This is a genomic window from Corallococcus exiguus, from assembly GCF_009909105.1.
Taxonomy (GTDB): Bacteria; Myxococcota; Myxococcia; order Myxococcales; family Myxococcaceae; genus Corallococcus; species Corallococcus exiguus.
On the sequence record NZ_JAAAPK010000003.1, the window covers coordinates 26,821 to 45,505 of the forward strand.

Here is an 18,685-nt window from a genome sequence, read left to right on the forward strand (position 1 = left end):
CGCAGTCCTCTACCCCGGAGAAGACAGACATGAGCGACGTCCCCCAGTACCGCAAGCCCATCGGCACCGCCCGGAAGTTCATCAAGCGCGTCGACATCGACGGCGCCCCCTACGACATCTGCGAGCCGTCGGCGGGCGACAAGACCCTCGTGCTGAAGATGAGCAAGGAGGCCGGGGAGATTGACGCGGAACGCAAGCCCGTCAACGAAGACGCCGGCGTGTACTTCCTGGCCCGTGTCGCCATCGCCTGCCTGAACCACCCGGGCGGGCGCCGCCGCGCCTTCGACATGAACAGCCGCGAGGACCTGGAGGCCGTGAAGCTGGAGCCCTGGCTGGTGGACCTCGCGAAGGACTTCACCTCCGGCTTCGGTGGCAAGACAGTGGAGGAGGAGCAGGGAAACTCCGAAGCCACCCCGAGCTGAATGCCATCTACGGGGTGGCGAAGATGATGCACTGCTCGCCCGAGGAAGTTCGCTCGTGGCCCTGGTCCGATGTCGTGCGCCTGCTCGCGTACAACGCGCTGGAACGCGAGGAGTTCGACCGGCGCGTCCAGAAGCACTCCGCTGCGTCCCACCGCACGCCCGCGAGCGGCCCCACCACCAACACCACCGTCTACCGCTTCGGCCCGAGGCCCACGCCGAAGCGGTAGCAGTCCTGGAGTCCCCTTATGGGTGCGTTGAAGGTTGGAGATCTGTACGTCGCAGTCACCGCGTCCATTGGCGAGGCCGTGGCCAACCTCGGCAAGCTGGTGAAGAAGGTGGAGGACACCGCCAAGAAGGTGAAGGAGGCGGCGGACCCCATCGGAAAGATTGGCGCCGTCGTCGCCGCTGGCATCGGAGGGGCGGTGGTGGCCGCCTCGAAGTCGAACGCGCGGCTCGCGGCGGAGGTGGAGCACATCCAGGAGGTGCTCTACACCTTCGCTGCGGAAGTGGGCGACCTCTTCACCCCGCTGGTGCGCCGCATCGGCGATTTCCTGTCCAACCTGGTCGCGCACTTCCAGCGGTTGAGCCCCCAGGCGAAGCGTGCGGCGGCCAGTCTCGCCGCGTGGACCGCTGGCGTCGGCTTAGGCATCGGCTTCGTCGGCAAGCTGGCGGCCACCGTGGAGGGCCTGGCCAAGGGCTTCGGCATCGCGCTCCAGGGCGTCAAGGCGGTGCTGCCCATTATCGGGCAGCTCGGCCCCGTGCTGAACGGCGTCGGCCCGGCCGCCACCAAGGCATGGCAGGCCCTCCAGGCAATGAAGAACGTGGACGTGGGCGCCGGCATGTCCAAGCTGTGGACGACTTTCAAGGCGATGACGCCCACGATGAAGGGCGTTGGTGAGGGCTTCAAGGGCCTGGGCAAGTCCATGGTGGAGTTCGTCAAGGCCACGCCGTCCATGCTCTCCAGCGTCCTGAAGATGCTCGTCAGCTTCGGCGGCGCCCTCGTCCCCATCCTTGCTATCGCCGCAGCGCTCGCAGCCATCACGCTCCTCGCCGGCAGCATCTACAAGTCCTGGGGCGACATTGGGCTCTCCGCAATGGAGACATGGCAGACCATCTCCGAGTTCATGGGCAAGATGATGACGGCCCTGGGCAACGTGGCACACAAGCTCGCGGACGTGTTTGTCATTGCGTTCGACGCCGTCACGGAATCAATCAAGGCCCAGGTGAAACGCGCGCTCGACTTCGCTGCCTTCCTGGTGCGCGGAGCATCCACGGCACTCGAACCCATAGCCAACGCGCTGGGTATGGGCAACGCGAAGAAGGCGTTTGCGGCGGGCAAGAAGCTCCAGGGCGATGACCTGATGACGGGCGCGGAGAAGCTCTGGGAGGGCACCGAGGGTGTGCGCCAAAAGCTGGCCCAGGCGGCAGAGAATGTTGCGGAGGTTGCTGGGGAGGCCGGCGCGCAGTTCGGCAAGGACGTCGTCTGGGCCGGGAAGAAGTTCTGGGACTACCAGACAGGCTGGCTCACTGGCGATGGCATGAAGCACTCCGCCGAGGGCGTGAAGATGTTCGTCGGAGACATCCTCAAGTCGTCCGGGGCCGCCGACTGGGAAGACAGGCTGAAATCCTTCATGGGTTTGCTGGGTGGCAACGCCGAAGCGCGGATCCGTCAGCCGGGCGACCTGAACGGAGACCTCCGCCAGAAGAGCTACGACCAGCTCCAGGCCTACGAGAACGAGGCGGTGAGGCGCGAGGCGGACCGAGCCGCAGCTGCCGACGAGGAGAACGCGGCGAAGTCGCTGGAGTCGCTGGCTAACGCCGCAGACCAGGCGACGGACGAGCTTGAGTGGAATCGCGACAGGTCGAGCGAGGCGCGCGAGGAACTGGCCGCTGCCGCGCGTACCGAGATGGAGGCTGCCCAGGAGGCCAACATCTCCATCTGGCGGGATGCCCAGCGACTCGCCGAGGAAGCGAAGGTGCATGTAGGGGCGGCGATAGCAGCCCTCCTCGATGGCTTCGTCGCGCGCATGGGTGAGTTCGGCCAGCTCTACAGCACGGCGACGCAGGCATTCAAGGATGGGGGCTGGTGGGCCGCGCTGGTGGCGGTCATCGGCGAACTGGTGATGGGCTCCGACCAGATGGCCGAGGCCATCGCCGTCCTCAACGGTGTCATCGGGATGTTGAAGGACCTGTTAGGCGCAGCGGCCACCGGGCTCGACACCATCATGGGCGGCGTCGGCTACCTCGTGTCCGTCATCGTCGAGGTCGTACAGCCGTCGATGGAGGCGATGGGGGAGGCCATGGAAAGCATCGCACCCATCATCGTCCTGGTGGGCATGGTGCTGAAGATGCTCGCGCCTGCCCTCGATGCCATCGGCAAGGCCACGGCGTGGTTGCTCGACAACGTCCTCAAGGGACTCTTCCAGGTGCTCCGCTACGTGGCCATCGCCATCCTCTACGTCATCAAGGGACTGGGCAGCGCGTGGAACGGCATCGTCTCCGCCATCCAGTGGGTATTCCGCCAGTTGGGGGACATCTCCATCTTCGGCGCACACCCGCTCGGCTTCCTGCGCGGCTGGGCGAACAGCATGGAGTCCGCGAAGGTGGACGTCGAGTCACTGGCGCGGAACATCCAGGAACTGGAGGACCTGACGTGGGACGCGGCCCTCGCCAAGGCGAGGGAGACGGCCGAGGTGTTGAAGAATCGCGACGCGCTGGAGGACGTGAACGAGGCCCTCTCGAACGTGCCCGCGTTGTGGAAGGTGGCCCTCCGTCGCTTCGACGTGCAGGACGAACAGAACGGTCCCACCACCTCGACTGGCACGCAGCCCTCGCCGAGCATGCCCACGACCCCGACGACTCCCGGGTCTGAAGTGCTGCCCCCCATCAGCCGCGGAGGTGATGTTTCGTTCGGCCTGGGTGGCCCGCTGCAGGACTTGCTCGACCGCATCATGGGGGGCTCCAACGCCGCTGGGACTGCCAGCGCTGCGGCGATGCCTCCTGTCCAGTACAACATCACCGGCTACGACATCACCGACGCCATGGCCCAGGCCAGGCAGGACTACGAGGACAGGCAGCGGCGCGCGAGCATCCGCCTCTACGGCACGGCAGCCGCCGTCGGCCCACGGTACGCGTAGCGCCCGGACCGCCCCTTCTCTTGGGGCATGGCCTATCTCACCCTCAGCGGCATCGAGGTGCGGTGCTCAGCGTCGAAGGGGCTCGTCCAGAAGCCCACTCTGCTGGGCCCGCGCGTGCGGACCTTCCGCGGCTGGGCGCAGAGCGGCACCAGGGAACGTGTCTTCACCTGGGCCGGAGGAACGCCCCCCGTGCCGATGGCGGAAGCCCAGGCGCTGCGCCGCCTCCTCGACGGTGACGGCCACAGCTGGGACTTCGCGCAGAATGCCTTCACCTCCAGCAAGGGGGTGATGGCCAACCTCAATGGCGAGCCGCAGGCGGGCACGAGCGTTGTCGGTCGCTGGGGCTCGGGCGCCATGCGCCTGGCCGTGGGCGAAGAGGTGGAGTGGTCGGTGGCCGCGCGCCTGGATTGCACCGTGGGCTTCTGGCTTCGCAGCGACTACGTCGGCCCCGAGTGGACGCACGTCGTGGCGCGATTCGGGCCCAACGTCCTCTACGTCAACGGCGGCGAGTTGGGCATCGCCGATGACATGGATGGCGAGCTGGGGCTCGTAGTCATGCCCTCCGAGGGCGTGCTGCTGGTGCGCGCCACCAGCGCCACCGTCACGGTGAGCGACCTCGTCTACCTGCCCTACACCGTGCCGACCGCGTGGGTGCCCCAGTGGGCCGCTGCGACGGCGCCCTTCGGCCCGCTGCCGTACCACGCCGCCGCCGGCTCCGGCCTGCCTGGGCCGTGCCGCGTGCTGGGGCAGGCCCTCGACGCGCAACCCGTGGAGTACGACGAGGACGGCGCGCGCGTACAGGGCCAGTACCTCGACTTCGAACTGTGGCAGCAACCGGAGGACACCTGACATGCGCACCCTCTCTCTCGCCGAAGTAGCCGCCCTCACCTGTCCCGCTGGCTTCGCGTCGCACCTGCGCGTCCTGGTCCAGCGCGGCGCCACGTGGACGGACCTCTCCACGCTCCTGCCCGGGGACTACCTGCTGGGCGTGAGCTGGTCGGACAGCGTCGAGGCACCCGTCTCCGACGCCACCGTCACCGTCGCGCGCAACGGCCCGGACGGGATGCGCCTCAGCCTCTCGCCCCTGGTGGTAAGCAGCTTCCTCAACACGGGCGCGGACGGCACCTTCCAGCCGCTGCTGCGCGAGGGCGCGTACTTCCGGGTGGAGGTGGCTGCGGTGCCGCTGGACACGCGCCGCGCGGACGTGCCCGCGGGCGCCTGGCGCGAGGCGTGGCGCGGCCGCATCGACGAGGTGGACGCGGGCGGGGACGAACTGCGCATCACCGGGCGCGACCTGGGTGGGCTCCTCCAGGACACGTGGGCTGAGGTGGAGCGCCAGTACGGCAGCACCTCAGGCACGCCCGTGCAGTCCATCATCCAGTCGCTGCTCAACGACAACGGCCTGTCCGACTTCGGCCTCTACACGCCGGTGGATCCGCTGTCCATGCGCGGGCCCTACGTCCAGCAGCGCGAGCCCCTCATGGACGCGATCCGCGCGCTCGCGGAGCAGATTGGCTGGGATGTGCGCATGCGCTGGCGCGAGGACGTGGGCGCCTTCGCCCTCACGCTCTGGTCGCCGGACCGGCTGACGGACACGCCCGTGGCCACCTTCGGCCCGGACAACGTGCTGGAGCTGGGCGAACTGAAGCGCAGCCTGGAGCACATCCGCAACGTGGTGGAGGTGGTGTACAGCGACAAGGACGACAAGGACGCCACCGGCGCGAAGAAGCGCAAGACGGTGACGGCCACCAACCCCTCCTCCGTGGCGCTGTACGGGCGCCGGTGGATGCAGGTGGCGGAGGGCGCCTCCTCGCTCATCGACACCCAGGCGGAGGCGCAGCGGCTGGCGGACGCGGCCATCGCGGACCTCTCCGAGTCGGCACTCAGCCTGTCGCTGACGCTGCCGGGCATCCACTGGTACCTCCAGGCAGGGGACCTCGTGCAGGTGCTGCCGGACGGCGTGCACTTCGACTCGCCCCAGCGCCTGGCCATCGTCTCCGCGGACTTCGAGGGCACCAGCGGAGAGGCGCGCACGAAGCTTGAGCTCCAAGGCCGTCCCAGCACCAGCCGCACGGAGTGGCTGGAGCGCGACGCGCGCCCTGGTATCGCGCCGTCCGCGACCTTCACCGGCCCGGCCGCGCCGTCCGGGTTGACGGTGACAAACACCGTCAACGGCTTCAGCCTCGCGTGGACACCCGCGGCTGACGGTGCCGCCTGGGACGCCTACGAACTGCACATCAGCAGCTCGCCCGGCTTCGTGCCTTCCCAGGCGAGCTTCCGTGAAAACAGCCGCACCACGAGCTTCAGCGTGGCGAACCTGGTGGCGGGCCGCGCCTACTACGCGCGCGTCATCCCCCGCGACGTGAAGGGCAACGCGGGGCCCGCCAGCGCGGAGGTGACGCTCGCGCCCAGGTACGTCGCGCCTGCCATGCTCCTGCCGACCGTCACCTACGCGGACCGGCCTCTCAACGCGGACTTCGAGGCGCTCAGCGACGTGGACCTCCCTCCAGACGGATGGCGTGTCTCTCCGGGCGCCTGGAACGTGGATGCCTTCGACGAGCCCGCCAGCGTCTTCAGCGGCGCTCGCGCCGTGCGCCTGGCGCCAACGCTGCTGGCGACGAAGCTGGGCAGCACGCCCTTCGTCGTCCGCCCCGATGACCTCGTGTACCCGAGCGTGCTCATGCGAGGGAACACGGAGGGCACCAACAACAACTACACCTGCGTCCTCTGGCTCGCGTGGCTCGACGGCAACGGCAACCTGCTCCCGTCCGGCGGCATCACGACCGTGGACGTGGGCGTCGCCTCGTCGCTCTGGAAGGACCTCGGCAAGGGCAAGTACGCCGTCGCCCCCGCCAATGCGCGCTACTGCCAGCTCTATATCGGCAAGGGCAATGCCCTGGCGTACACGCTCTACATCGACTCCGCGCGCGTCGTCGTGGAGTCGAAGCTGGAGAGGCTCGTGGCTGCGATGCTCATTCCCGCGTCGGGCTGGGTGTGGACGGGAGTGCCGCGCGAGGGCCCGGCGTACTACCGAAACGGAGGAGAGACCGCCTTGGTGGGCAGCATCAAGAGCGGCACTCTCGGCTCGTCCTGCTTCCGCCTGGACGAAGGCTATCGGCCTGCCACGGAACTGCGGTTCCCCGTGGTGAGCAATGGCGCGTTCGGCTGGATGAAGGTGACGCCCGATGGCTACGTCACCCCCATGGCCGGCAGCACGACGGAGCTCAGCCTCGAAGGCGTGCGCTTCCGCGCGGCGGCGTGAGGACTACTCGCGAATCTCGGTGACCTTGCCGTCACGGAAGGTCACCAGCTTCTCACCCTTGCATTGGACCGGCTGGATGCCTTCGGTGACGAACTCACGGACGCGGCGTGGGCACTTCGCGCAGTACATCCATCGGGCTTTCTGGCCATCGGCGGTTGTTTCACTCTTGGCCTCGCAGGGCTTCCCCCATGAAGCTTTCACGCCTTCTTCTGGCATCCCAATCAGGAGCTTGCGGCGGCGGACAGCGTCGCGCTCCTCATCCGAAATATCGGCACGCTGCAGGTACTGCTTGCGAAAAGAGGTGCAGCCAACAACACCAGCCATAAGCAGAACGGCAACCACCACACGGAGCATGTCTTCTCCATCAAGATGCGGACATGGGATCCGTAGCATGGCCACCGACCCAGTCTGCACCTGACAGGCGTTCAGCCATCGTGCAGCCCCAGACTGCACACCCGGCCGTAGCCGGTGATGAAGGTTGGTCCGTCACAGGTGGGGCAGCGCTCTTCCGGCGGAATCTCGCGCGGCTGGGGTGCCGGCTCGGCCACGCCCTGGAGGCGGGCCAGGTCGCGCAGAAAGTCCGCGCGGACCTGTCGGTGGCGCTGTAGCTCGGGTGAAGGAGTCCTGGGGCGACGAGGATGCATGCCCAGAAAAAGGGGCGCCAGCCGAATGCAGCTCGACTCAGAATAGACACCATAATTGACATCACTTCCGGATTGACACGAGCCGACTTGGATATCACAGTTGGTTCGCATCGATTCTGTGTACTCCAGCTCCATCGAAACCGGCCGGGTGAGCCGGAGGGTTCCCATGTCCCCTGTTTTGGTCGACCACAGCAGCAACCCCATCCGCGCCGCCCCGCTGCGTCTCCGGCTCCAGCAGTGGCATCGACTGGAGGCTATTGCCAAAACGTTGGACCGCAGCCGGAACGAGGTCATCGAGGAGTTGCTCGCCTGGGCGGAGGAGGATTGGCGAAAAGGCGCTACGCCAGCGCAGCTTGCGAGCTACGAGAAGCACATCAAGGCTGCCCAAGGAGAGTCCTCCGAAGCTCCGACGAAGAAGACCCGGGCGAAGAAGTAGCAGGCAGGCCACGTAGCAGGCGACTGCGGGAGGGGTGGAATGAGGCAGGCAGAGAATATCTGGAGGGGGCCGGGGTCGGTGTCCTTGCGCGGCGGAGGCAGCAGCACGAAGGCCTCGCGCGCGGGGAGCCGTGAACGACCGCTCGACATCATCATCCGCCGCTATCGGCGCATCCTGCTGGGCCGCCTGTACCAGGTGCGCGACGCCAAGACGGGTGCCACGTCGCTCGACCTCCACGCCACGGGACGCCGCCCGGACTTCCACCCAGACGTGGACATGGACATGGTCGTCTCCGCGCGAGCAGCGACGGAGGGCGCTCCCTCAAGCCTGCGTGTCCGGCTGGCCAACGTGTCGGAGGACGCATCCGACGCGGACGTGGCTCGCGTCGCGGAGGGTGCCTTGAGCATCGCCAAGGCGATGGTGCAGTCCACCTGCACGCGCAGCGAACTGGCCGCCACCATGGCGCACCTTCGCGCCCCAGCTCGGCCCCGCGGGCCCATCCTGCGCTCGCGCAGGCACTGGAGGCGAGCCCGGCGGGTGCTCGCACGGGTCTGGACCAACACGCTGAAGAGCGGCTACGTGTCCGTCGTTCTCGCCGGCGCCGCCATCCTGGGATCCATCATGATGCCGAGCGGAGCCTTGGAGCCGACGCCGACGAGACCGCCGCATGTGCCCATCGGCCTCGTTCTCGCAGCCTCGACGCCTGATGCGCCTGAAATGTCGATTGAGGTCCCTAAGCGCCCGCTCAAGGGGCAGAAGACGAAGGACTGCGACCCCGACGCTAGCGAGCGCCTGATCAATGGGGCCTGCTGGGTTGAAACCTCGAAACAAGCCCCCTGCGGAGACAAGCAGTTCGAGCACAAGGGCAAGTGCTACCGCGCCGCCGGCATGTAGTGCGCACGTCTTCCGCGAGATGCCCACTTGCGCGGCTGCCTGACTGGTGTTACCCCTTTTGAGGTATTGCGTGGTGCCAGCGGTCCGCTGAAGCAGTGACCTAAGCGGTGGATCGCCTCCCAAATCGAGCTTGGCCTCCGCCTTCGTGCGGCTGGCTACCAGAAAAGGCCGGTGCACCCGAGTGATGTCGGGACACCCGCCCTCCGGTGCTCCGTCGGCGTTTCTTAGGTCCGTCGGCGGAGCACCTCTTTGTTTCTGGGTGGGGTTCGCATGGGGCACGCAGGACACAAGCTCTCCGACGCCAGCATCAACGGTCCAGCATGCGCGCCGTCCCCTGCCGAGACTGGTGTCCGGAGCAGGAGACGCGTCGCTGTTTCTCCCCCAACTTCACATTGCTGGCACGCGACGTGCTCAACGCGCGCGCACCTGGAAGCGGACGAGGCTTCGACCTCCAGGGTCGTGGCCCTTCTTCATGACCTATCATCTTGTTCAGTATCGTCCGAGCGGGGAAGTCGATGACCGAAACGCAGATGGAGAACCTCATCCGGAGAGTGCTCCGCGAGGAGTTGGCGGCCACGCCTGGGACGTCCGGAGACCTCATCACCGTCACGCAAGCCGCCGCGCTCGTGAGCTACGGCGTCACCAGCATTCGTCGATGGCTCCGCGACGGGACACTGAAGCGGTACGGCGAGGGCCGCAACGTGAGGGTCAGTCGGCGACAGCTCTTGGAGGTGATGGCACGGGAGACTGGAGAGGCGACGTCCGACGTCGAGATTGAACGACTGGCGGACAAGGCGCTCGGGCGGGCCAGCTGATGAGCGGCGAGATCTATCAGCGCGCCGACTCCCCTTTCTGGTGGGTCTGGTTCTACGACGCCACAGGCGTTCGTAGATACAAGTCCTCCAAAAGCAAGGACGAAGCGGTGGCGCGCAAGCTGCTGACGACCATCGAGCGGAAGGTGCGCGCGGAGAAGGAGAGCGGACTCGCGGGTGCGGGCTCGGGCCCCATCACCGTCCGGCGGTATGCCGAGCGCTGGCTGAACGAGCGGCGAGCGAGGGGGGTTGCCTCCGCAGACTCCGACGAAGACCGCCTCCAGCACGTGTTCCCGCTCATCGGAGACATGATCCTGAGCGAGGTGCGGCCCAGGCATGTCCTTCAGCTTGTCCGAGCGCTGGAGGCCAGAAGGAACGAACAGGGGAAGAAGAAGCTCGCGCCTCGCACCATCCTGCACGTCTACGGTGCGCTACGGGTGATGTTCAGCGATGCCCTCACGGAGGAACTCATCGCGGCGACGCCCTGCGTGTTGAAGCAGCGCCGCGGGGAGTTGCCGAAGAAGCTCGACCGGGACCCGACATGGCGTCGAGAAGCCGTGTTCACGCGCGAAGAGGTGCTGATGCTCGTCACTGACCAGCGCCTCCCGGAACGACACCGCGTCCTCTACGCGCTGGAGAACCTGGGCGGCATGCGCGTCAACGAAATCAGCCCCCGGCGGTGGCGCGACTACCTGCCCGGCGCCGCCCCGTTGGGGAAGCTCGTCGTGGACACCAGCTATGCCTCGAAGCGGAAGGTGCTGAAGGCGGCGACGAAGACGGGCGTGGTGCGCGAGGTGCCGGTCCACCCCGCCCTGGCGCACATCCTCACGGCCTGGCACGCGGAGGGCTGGGCGCGGCAGTACGGCCGTCCGCCGGAACCCGAGGACTTCATCGTCCCGTCCGTGGACGGCGGGTTGCTCAGCTCGTCCTCCAGCTACAAGCGCCTCCTGGAGGACCTGGAGCTGCTGGGCCTGCGCCGCCGCCGACAGCACGACGCCCGTCGGACGTTCATCTCGCTGGCTATCGGGGATGGGGCGCGGAAGGAACTGCTCCGCTGGGTCACCCACGGGCCCGAAGGCGACATCGTGGATGCCTACACCACGCCGCCCTGGCACGTACTGTGCGAGCAGGTCGCGATGTTCAAGCTCACCCTCCCCGAGGGGCTGCTGCCCTCGGGGAGCGCGGTCGCTGTTACGTCGGTGTTACGTCAGGAGAAACACTCAATGGATACGGCAACTTCTATGTGGAGGCGGAGGGAATCGAACCCTCGTCCGAAAGCCGTCGGCTCTTCGACCCTACGTGCGTAGTCCGCGATTTGCTACGTCACCAGGGCTCCCACGGACGGGATACCTGATGCCGGTCCTGGAAAGATCTCGTCACCTCGGGCCCAGGCACCCTTGGCGACCAGTCCGCATTATGACGGCCCATCCCCACCCCACGGACCGAGAGCAGGGGGACCGCGCACTAAAGACTGCTAATTAGGCAGCCAGCGCGAGCTCAACGTTGTCGTTGGCTTTTGTGATGTTGTCGGCAGTTTTACGAGCACCCAACAAGCTCGGCACGCGTCTCGAACGTCATTGCCCCCGTCGAAGCCAGGTCGCCCCCGGTTCGATGTACGTCATGCGGCCCCAGCAGCTCCGCACCCGTCCTACATTAACCGCTGAACGCCCTCCGTCAATCCTCCTGAAGGCACGGCGGTCACTCCTGCGACATTCCCTCCCCTGCCTGCCCCTCAGGCAGCCCCTTCCTTCCGGAGTCCCCCCATGCAGGCGTACGAGCTCCACACCCCCACCGGCTCCTCCAGTTGGACCCTCGTGGAAACGCCCCAGCCCCAGCCGGGCCCCGGCCAGGCGCTCGTCCGCATCCACGCCGTCTCCCTCAACTACCGCGACCTCATCATCGCCCGCGGCACCTACCCCGGCCTCAAGCTCCCCCTCATCCCCTGCTCGGACGGCGCCGGCCAGGTCGTCTCCGTGGGCTCGGGCGTCACCCGCGTGAAGGCCGGCGACCGCGTCGCCCCCACCTTCTTCCAGGTCTGGACCGACGGCGAACGCACCTCGGAGAAGGTCGCCCACGCGCTCGGCGGTAGCGTCCCCGGCGTCCTCTCTGAATACGTCTGCGTGGACGCCGAAGGGCTGGTGCTCCTGCCGGACTGGCTCTCCTACGAGGAGGGCGCCACCCTCCCCTGCGCCGCCGTCACCGCCTGGAACGCGCTCGTCCCCCAGGGTGGCCTCAAGCGTGGGCAGACCGTGCTCGCGCAGGGCACTGGCGGCGTGTCCATCTTCGCCCTCCAGTTCGCCCGCATCCTCGGAGCCCGCGTCCTCATCACCTCCAGCCAGGATGACAAGCTCCAACGCGCGAAGCAGCTGGGCGCGCAGTGGCTCATCAACTACCGCCAGACGCCGGACTGGGAACAGGAGGTGCTCACGCTCACCGGCAACCAGGGCGTGGACCATGTGCTGGAGGTCGGCGGCGCGGGCACGCTGCCCCGCTCCATCGCGGCCACCAAGGAGGGCGGCCACATCGCGCTCATCGGCCTGCTCACCGGCGCGCCCGGCAAGCCGGACACCACCGCCACCAGCGCCAAACACCTTCGCGTCGTCAGCACCTACGTGGGCAGCCGCGAGATGTTCGAGGACATGCTCAAGGCCATGTCCCAGGAACAGACCCGGCCCGTCATCGACCGCGTCGTCCCCTTCGCCCAGGCTCGCGAAGCGCTCCAGTACATGGAGTCCGGCGGCCACTTCGGGAAGATCGTCATCACCCTGTGAGGCGTGGCTCTGGCGCACAGGTGACATGCGCCGACAGAAAGCCACCCACCCCGGGCCTGGCTCCGGCGTAACGTCCCGCGCGTTCCCAGCACCGAAAGGGTCCGCGCATGCGCCGCCTGTTGCCCCTCCTGCTGCTGCTCCTGATGATGCCGGCGCTGCCGGCGTCCGCGCAGCAGCCTCCTGACGCCTCCCGCTTCTTCCCCTACACGCTGAACACCACGCGCCTGCCCAACGGGCTCACCGTGGTGCGCGTGCCGTTCAACTCTCCCGGCATCGTCGCGTACGTCACCGCCGTGCGCGTGGGTTCGCGCAACGAGGTGGAGCCCGGCCGCACCGGCTTCGCCCACTTCTTCGAACACATGATGTTCAAGGGGACGAAGGCGAACCCGGAGGGCCAGCGTGAGCGCATCCTCGGCGGCTTCGGCTTCGACGACAACGCGTTCACCACCGACGACATCACCGTGTACCAGGTGTACGGCCCCACCGCCGGCCTGGAGAAGCTCATCGCGCTGGAGGCCGACCGCTTCCAGAACCTCGAGTACTCCGAGCCAGCCTTCCAGACGGAGGCGCTCGCCGTCCTGGGCGAGTACCACAAGAACGCCGCGGGCCCGGACCTCAAGCTGGAGGAGGCCCTGGCGAAGACGGCCTTCACCCGCCACACGTACCAGCACACCACGCTGGGCTTCTACGAAGACATCCAGGCGATGCCCAAGGCGTACGCGTACAGCCGCTCGTTCTTCGAGCGCTGGTACACGCCCGCCAACACCACCCTCTTCATCGTGGGTGACTTCAACGACGCGCAGGTCGTCTCGCAGGTGACCAAGGCCTATGGCAGATGGCAGCGCCAGCCCACCAGCGTCATCATCCCCACCGAGCCCCCGCAGACGAGTCAGCGCACCGTCCACGTGGACTGGCCGCAGCCCACGCAGCCGCGCCACGTGCTCGCGTGGCACACGCCCGCCGCCCGCGCGGACACGGCCGACGCCGCCATCCAGACCATCCTCGCCGAGTACCTCGTGGGCGACACCAGCCCCGCGTACAAGGAGCTGGTGCTGGAGAAGCAGTACGTCGAGTCGCTGAACGTCTACACCACGCCCCACCGCGACCCGTACCTGTTCCCCATCGACGCCACGTTGCAGGACGAGAAGTTCCGCGCCGACGTGGACGCCGTGCTGCGCCGCGAGGTGACGGCCGTGGCCGGCGCCCCGGTGGACGGCGTGCGCTTGAAGGCCATCCAGGACCACCTGCGCTACGGCCTGCTGATGGACCTGGAGACGCCGCGCGACGTGGCCATCGACCTGGCCCTCTACGCGGGCGTGATGGGCCGCCCTGACGCGCTCGCCAGCTATCTGAAGCAGCTGGGCAGCGTGACGCCCCAGCAGATCACCCTGTTCGCGAGGAAGTACCTCGAGGACAAGAACCTCACCGTCCTCACCCTCACCCCCAAGGCCGTCGCCGCCGGAGGGACGCCGTGATGAAGACCCGCGCCATCGTGTCGCTCGTCCTGGCCGCCGCGCTGTCCCTCGCAGGCTGCGCCCACCACAAGCCTCCCGAGGAACCGCCCCCGACTCCGACGCCCACGCCGCCTCCCGAACCGGGCTCCGTGCCCGCGGTGCCGCTGAATGAGCCGCCGCCGATGCACCTCGTGGTGCAGGCCCGTGCGGACACGCCCATCGTAAGCCTGCGGCTCGTCTTCCACACGGGCTCCATCGACGACCCGAAGGGCAAGGAGGGCCTCACCGCCCTCACCGCGAAGCTGATGGCGGAGGGCGGCACGCAGCGGCTCACCGCCGCGCAGCTGCTGGAAGCGCTCTACCCCATGGCCGCCGAGCTCAAGGTCTTCACCGACAAGGAGATGACCACCCTCTCCGGCCGCGTCCACCAGGACTTCCTGCCCGCGTTCCTGCTGCTCTTCACGGACACACTGCTCCAGCCCCGCTTCGACCCCGCGGAGTTCGAGCGACTGCGCGCCAACGCGCTCAATGCCGTGCGCAACGGCCTGCGCAGTGAAGACGACGAGACGCTCGGCAAGGTGGGCCTGGACGCGCTCATCTACGCGGGGCACCCGTACGCCCACTACACCGGCGGCACCGTGCAGGGGCTCCAGTCCCTCACGCTGGAGGACGTGAAGGCGCACGCGCGCCGCGTCTTCACGCAGGACCGGCTCGTCATCGGGCTCGCGGGCCCCGTGGACGCGAACCTCCAGCAGACGATGACTTCGCGCCTGAGCGCGCTGCCCGCCAAGGGCGCGCCCCGGGTGGAGTTGCCCACCGTGAAGTCCTCCGCGGGGCGCACGCTCATCCTCCAGAAGCCCACGCTCTCCACCGCCGTGAGCATGGGCTTCGTCACGCCGATGCGCCGGGGTGACCCGGACTTCTTCCCGGTGGCGTTCGCGCTGTCGAACCTGGGCGAGCACCGCCAGTTCATCGGCGTGCTCTTCAACGAGCTTCGCGAGCAGCGCGGCCTCAACTACGGCGACTACGCCTACGCCGAGCACTTCATCGAGGACCGGGGCAACGGCACCTTCAACCGCACCAACCTGGTGCGCACCCAGCAGGACGTGTCCATCTGGCTGCGTCCCGTGGTGCCCGCCAACGGCGTGTTCGCCACGCGCGGCGCGGTGTTCTTCCTGGAGCGCATGTCGAAGGAGCCCCTCACCCCGGATCGCTTCAACCTGGTGCGCGGCTTCCTCCAGGGCTACACGCGCCTGTGGGAGCAGACCGACCAGCGGCGGCTGGGCTACGCCATCGACTCGCTCTACTACGGCACGCCCAACTTCCTGGACGCATACCGCTCCGCGCTGACGACGATGACGCCGGAGTCCGTGCAGGCCGCCGTCAAACGGCAACTGGCGCCGGAGAAGCTGGCGCTCGTGTACGTCACGGAGGATGCGCAGGGGCTGGCGGAGAAGCTGAAGTCCGGCGCGCCTTCGCCCATCACCTACGCGTCGCCCAAGCCGCCGGAGCTGCTCAAGCTGGATGAACTCATCATCCAGCAGAAGCTGCCGGTGCGTCCGGACGCCGTGCAGATTGTCCCGGCGTCGGGGTTCATGGAGCGCTGACGTCCGCGCGCCCTTCCGGCGCTCAGGGGCTTTCCGGCAACGTCGTCCACACGCCGCGGAAGCGCTTGAGCGCCGGATCCTTCTGGCGCTTGCACTCCACGCCGTCCACCTGCACGGTGCCGTCGTCGCTGAGCAGCAGGATGTCCTCCGACGTGTCGGGCGTGAAGAACGCCTCCGGGTTCACGCCGGACAGGTCCACCGACGTCACCGGCACCGGCGCGTCGTCTCCGCCCTTCCAGGTGAACAGGCGCGACTTCGCCTCGGAGGCGGTGGCCCCCGCCATGATGAGGTAGCGCCCCCGCCACGACGACAGCGAGCGGATGCCCAACCCGCCCAACTCCAGCAGCCGGGGCTCACCGAAGCGCGCGGTCGCGCCGTCGCGCACCACCGCCTCCGGGTTCAAGAGCGGCACCACCAACGCCTTGCCCTGCGTCAGCGGGCTGCGGAAACCAATCAGCATCCCGGGCGCGTCCAGCATCGCCGTCATGCCTTCGATGTTGAGCCCACCCGGCTCCTTGGGCGGCAGCGGCTCCGCCTGCGCGAGCCCGAACGGCGCGAGCCGGGCGTCCGCGAGCAGGTCCTCCAACAACTGCGTGTACGGCTGTCCGACGAGTTGCACGTGCTCGGGGTCTTCCACGCCGGTGGCGAAGAAGCGCAGGCGCGCGGGCTGCTTCTTGCCGGAGCTGTTGCGGCCGTGCGACGTGAGCCAGAAGGCCAGGTTGCCCAGCCGCGAGCCCGCTTCGATGTCCGTCTCCGGTGGCTTCTTCTTCACCGGCAGGTCGAGCGACGGCGACAGGTCCACCGTGCGCAGCGGACGGCCTCCCTTCCGCGCATCGTAGACGCGCAGGATGTTGTCCTCGTCGTCCGCCACCACGAACAGGCCCTGGCCCAGCTCCACCGCGCCGGACGCGTCACAGCTGCCTTCGAAGACGACCGTGTTCGCGGGCGCGGCGTGCAGCGCGTCGCGCCGCACGTTCGCCTCGCGGGTGCCACAGCCCGCCACCAGGACACATCCCCACAGGAGCCAGCGTTTCATGGCCCTCTTCTCGCTGCTCGCACAGCGTCACGCGCGCCGGGAACCCAGAGGTCCCGCGTGAAATGTGTCGTATGCAACAAGACACACGGCGGATCCGAGATGATCGGGGTTTGTATAAATGGCATGGGGCTGTAGCTCACACCGCGAGGGTGGGTTTTCTTCCGGCGGGGGGAGGTGGGTGCTAAGAGCCTCAGGATGCAATGCCCCGACTCCGAACCTTCGTGGAGCCGGTCCGCGTGCGGCGCGGCCCTGCGACTCGCGCTCCTGGGCCTGCTGCTCACCACGGCAGCGGCCCACGCTCAACCAGACCCCTTCTCCCGAGGCTTCGACGCCGTCCCGGTGAAACCGACGGCCGCGCAGTCCAGCGGCATCGGCCTGGAAGGCGCCACCGTCGAACCGGTGGGCAGCTACCGGGGCGCTCTGCTCTTCGACTTCAACTGGCGCATCCTCGCGTTGAAGCTGGGCGACGAGAAGCTGGGGAACCTGCTGCCGTACCGGCTGGACGCGCACCTGCTGTTCTCCTACCAGCTGCTGGAGCGGTTGGAGCTGGGCGTGGACCTGCCCGTCACGCTCATCCAGGGCGACAACTTCTCGCTGCTGGGTGACGCGCTGAACGCGCCGGACTTCCCCGGCGCCGCGGGCGTCAGCGGCACCACGCTGGGCGACATCCGCGTGCTGCCTCGCGTGAGCCTGTTGAATCCGGACCGCTTCCCGTTGGGGCTCGCGCTGGTGGCGGAGGTGCGGCTGCCCACCGGCAGCGCGCAGAGCTTCACGGGTGAGAGCGGCGTGGTGTTCGCCCCGCGCCTGGCCATTGAGAAGAAGCTGGGGCCCGTGCGCGTGCTGGGCAACGCGGGCGTGCTGCTGCGCCCCGCGGCGCAGTACCTCAACCTGCGCGTGGACGACGAGCTGACGCTGGGCGCGGGCGGCATCGTGGACCTGCCGGACATCAGCCGGCTGCGCGAGGTGAAGGCCACCGCGGAAATGCACCTGCGCACGCCGCTGGCGCGCCCCTTCAACTTCGACCAGGCGGATTCGCTCAAGTCTCCGTGGGAGCTGCTGGTGGGCGCCCGCGCCAAGGTGTGGGGCGACTGGGGCGTGGAGCTGGACGTGGGCCGCGGCCTCAACGTCACCACCGGCTACGGCCGTGAGGCCCTGCGGGTCATGCTGGCGCTGCGCTACGACAAGACCTTCAAGGACGAGGGCCCGGACTCCGACGGCGACGGAGTGCCCGACGTGCGCGACCGCTGCCCCACGCAGCCCGAGGACAAGGACGACTTCGAGGACTTCGACGGCTGCCCGGATCCGGACAACGACGGCGACGGCGTGGCGGACGGCGACGACATGTGCCCCAACAAGCCCGGCCCGAAGGAGAACAAGGGCTGCCCGGTGGAGCCGGACAAGGACACCGACGGCGACGGCGTCATCGACCCGCTGGACAAGTGCCCCCTGGTGCCCGGCCTGAAGGACTTCGACGGCTGCCCGGACACGGACTTCGACGAGATTCCGGACGGCGAGGACGACTGCCCCGACGTCGCCGGTCCGCCCGAGAACAACGGCTGCCCGTACGACGCTCCGCCCTACGTGGTGGTGGAGTCGGACCGCATCCGCATCAAGGGCAACATCCTCTTCGAGACGGGTTCCGCGGTCATCCAGAAGCAGTCGTACCCGCTGCTGGACGAGGTGGCGACGGTGCTCGCGAAGAACCCGACGCTGGGGCCCGTGCAGATTGAAGGGCACACGGACAACAAGGGTTCGCGTGCGCTGAACGTGGACCTGTCCAACCGGCGCGCGAAGTCGGTGCTCGAGTACCTGACGAAGAAGGGCATCGACCGCAAGCGCCTCACGTCGCAGGGCTTCGGGTTCGACCGGCCCATCGCTACCAACGACACGGCGCTCGGCCGCGCGAAGAACCGGCGCGTGGACTTCAAGCTGGTCAAGTCGGAGCTCGAATCCGGCCCGAAGGAGACCATCGTCCCCCACGGCCAGCCGCCGCCGCCCGGCACCGAGCCGGTGCCCGGACCGGGCGCGCCTCCCGCGACTCCCGCGCCTGGCGCGGGCACACCGGCCGGCAAGAAGTAACGCGGACCCTTGGGACGGCCCGGCACCAGGGCCGTCCCAAATCGATACATTTGTTGTTTTGCGGGATGACTGAAGGCCCGGGGCAAAATGCCCCGCTTCGAGGCCTCGTCTCCCCACCCGCACGACGCGTT

General features: G+C 68.1%; 16 protein-coding genes and 1 other RNA gene. 12 read left to right on the forward strand and 5 right to left on the reverse strand.

Translation table 11 applies throughout. The annotated features are described in order from the left end of the window. Positions 1-29 precede the first annotated feature (29 nt). The 5 genes from GTZ93_RS11615 to GTZ93_RS11635 are packed head-to-tail and all read left to right on the forward strand — an operon-like array spanning position 30 to position 6,821. Positions 30-422 carry a phage tail protein gene (locus GTZ93_RS11615; protein ID WP_139917242.1) on the forward strand — a complete coding sequence of 131 codons (393 nt, stop codon included), beginning with the start codon at positions 30-32 and terminating at the stop codon, positions 420-422. Positions 423-436: 14 nt separating this feature from the next. Continuing rightward, positions 437-649 (forward strand): hypothetical protein, encoded by a 213-nt coding sequence (locus tag GTZ93_RS11620; RefSeq protein WP_139917240.1) that lies wholly within the window; start codon positions 437-439, stop codon positions 647-649. 18 nt (positions 650-667) lie between these two features. Beyond that, a complete protein-coding gene (locus tag GTZ93_RS11625) occupies positions 668-3,559 on the forward strand; it encodes a hypothetical protein (protein WP_139917238.1) in 2,892 nt (963 codons plus the stop codon). A gap of 27 nt (positions 3,560-3,586) precedes the next feature. Next, positions 3,587-4,408, forward strand: coding sequence for a hypothetical protein (locus GTZ93_RS11630; RefSeq protein WP_139917236.1), 822 nt, complete (start codon positions 3,587-3,589; stop codon positions 4,406-4,408). A 1-nt stretch (position 4,409) separates the two neighbouring features. After that, on the forward strand, positions 4,410-6,821 hold the full coding sequence (locus GTZ93_RS11635) for a fibronectin type III domain-containing protein (RefSeq protein WP_139917234.1): 2,412 nt from the start codon (positions 4,410-4,412) through the stop codon (positions 6,819-6,821). A gap of 3 nt (positions 6,822-6,824) precedes the next feature. Here GTZ93_RS11635 and GTZ93_RS11640 read toward each other — a convergent pair whose 3' ends face one another. Then, on the reverse strand, positions 6,825-7,175 hold the full coding sequence (locus tag GTZ93_RS11640) for a hypothetical protein (RefSeq protein WP_139917232.1): 351 nt from the start codon (positions 7,173-7,175) through the stop codon (positions 6,825-6,827). Between the two features lie 71 nt (positions 7,176-7,246). Further along, positions 7,247-7,465: a hypothetical protein gene (locus GTZ93_RS11645; RefSeq protein ID WP_139917230.1), complete on the reverse strand. Its 219-nt coding sequence runs from the start codon at positions 7,463-7,465 to the stop codon at positions 7,247-7,249. A 166-nt stretch (positions 7,466-7,631) separates the two neighbouring features. Between GTZ93_RS11645 and GTZ93_RS11650 the strand changes: the two genes are divergently transcribed. The 3 genes from GTZ93_RS11650 (at position 7,632) to GTZ93_RS11660 (ending at position 9,610) form a co-directional block, all read left to right on the forward strand. Beyond that, positions 7,632-7,901: a hypothetical protein gene (locus tag GTZ93_RS11650; RefSeq protein WP_139917228.1), complete on the forward strand. Its 270-nt coding sequence runs from the start codon at positions 7,632-7,634 to the stop codon at positions 7,899-7,901. Positions 7,902-7,979: 78 nt separating this feature from the next. Beyond that, the gene (locus GTZ93_RS11655) at positions 7,980-8,795 is read left to right on the forward strand and encodes a hypothetical protein (protein ID WP_139917226.1); all 816 of its coding nucleotides are present in this window, start codon (positions 7,980-7,982) and stop codon (positions 8,793-8,795) included. Between the two features lie 515 nt (positions 8,796-9,310). Further along, positions 9,311-9,610 (forward strand): helix-turn-helix domain-containing protein, encoded by a 300-nt coding sequence (locus GTZ93_RS11660; RefSeq protein WP_139917224.1) that lies wholly within the window; start codon positions 9,311-9,313, stop codon positions 9,608-9,610. 733 nt (positions 9,611-10,343) lie between these two features. Here the strand turns inward: GTZ93_RS11660 and GTZ93_RS11665 are convergent. Further along, a complete protein-coding gene (locus GTZ93_RS11665; RefSeq protein ID WP_161662779.1) occupies positions 10,344-10,499 on the reverse strand; it encodes a hypothetical protein in 156 nt (51 codons plus the stop codon). 349 nt (positions 10,500-10,848) lie between these two features. Next, positions 10,849-11,212: a transfer-messenger RNA gene (gene ssrA / locus GTZ93_RS11670) on the reverse strand. A 158-nt stretch (positions 11,213-11,370) separates the two neighbouring features. On the opposite strand from ssrA, the gene GTZ93_RS11675 reads away from it, so the two are divergent. The 3 genes from GTZ93_RS11675 to GTZ93_RS11685 all read left to right on the forward strand — a co-directional run bounded on the left by GTZ93_RS11675 (position 11,371) and on the right by GTZ93_RS11685 (position 15,439). Further along, positions 11,371-12,378, forward strand: coding sequence for a zinc-dependent alcohol dehydrogenase family protein (locus GTZ93_RS11675; protein WP_161662780.1), 1,008 nt, complete (start codon positions 11,371-11,373; stop codon positions 12,376-12,378). 107 nt (positions 12,379-12,485) lie between these two features. After that, positions 12,486-13,853, forward strand: a complete 1,368-nt coding sequence (locus tag GTZ93_RS11680) for a M16 family metallopeptidase (protein WP_139918413.1) — start codon at positions 12,486-12,488, stop codon at positions 13,851-13,853. Continuing rightward, positions 13,853-15,439, forward strand: coding sequence for a M16 family metallopeptidase (locus tag GTZ93_RS11685; protein ID WP_139918417.1), 1,587 nt, complete (start codon positions 13,853-13,855; stop codon positions 15,437-15,439). Before GTZ93_RS11680 ends, GTZ93_RS11685 begins: the two co-directional genes overlap by 1 nt. 22 nt (positions 15,440-15,461) lie before the next feature. Here GTZ93_RS11685 and GTZ93_RS11690 read toward each other — a convergent pair whose 3' ends face one another. After that, the gene (locus tag GTZ93_RS11690) at positions 15,462-16,475 is read right to left on the reverse strand and encodes a DUF3616 domain-containing protein (RefSeq protein ID WP_139918411.1); all 1,014 of its coding nucleotides are present in this window, start codon (positions 16,473-16,475) and stop codon (positions 15,462-15,464) included. Between the two features lie 195 nt (positions 16,476-16,670). Here GTZ93_RS11690 and GTZ93_RS11695 point away from each other — a divergent pair, with 195 nt between their 5' ends. Continuing rightward, on the forward strand, positions 16,671-18,554 hold the full coding sequence (locus GTZ93_RS11695; protein WP_139918409.1) for an OmpA family protein: 1,884 nt from the start codon (positions 16,671-16,673) through the stop codon (positions 18,552-18,554). The last annotated feature ends 131 nt before the right edge of the window (positions 18,555-18,685 follow it).